The organism is Streptococcus sp. WM07 (genome assembly GCF_004570525.1).
Lineage (GTDB): Bacteria > Bacillota > Bacilli > Lactobacillales > Streptococcaceae > Streptococcus.
Window position 1 is genome coordinate 1 of the sequence record NZ_SPPZ01000378.1, and the last position, 229, is coordinate 229.

Below are 229 nucleotides of genomic sequence, written 5' to 3' on the forward strand. Positions count from 1 at the left end.
GGTACAAAGGTAAGCTTTGAGAGTCCAGTAGATACAACCACACCAGGAGATAAACCAGCAACAGCTGTGGTAACGTATCCAGATGGCTCAACGGACAAGGTTCCAGTAACTGTTAAAGTTTCTGAACTAACCGACGCGGATAAGAACACACCAGTAGCGCAAGATCAGACCGTTAAACAAGGTGAGGAAGTAGATCCATCTAAATCTATTGCAAATCTAGGAGACTTGC

At 44.5% G+C, this 229-nt stretch carries 1 protein-coding gene; it reads left to right on the plus strand.

The window, feature by feature from the left end:
- On the plus strand, positions 1–229 hold a 229-nt coding region (locus tag E4T71_RS09635), incomplete at both ends, for a Rib/alpha-like domain-containing protein (RefSeq protein ID WP_245165742.1).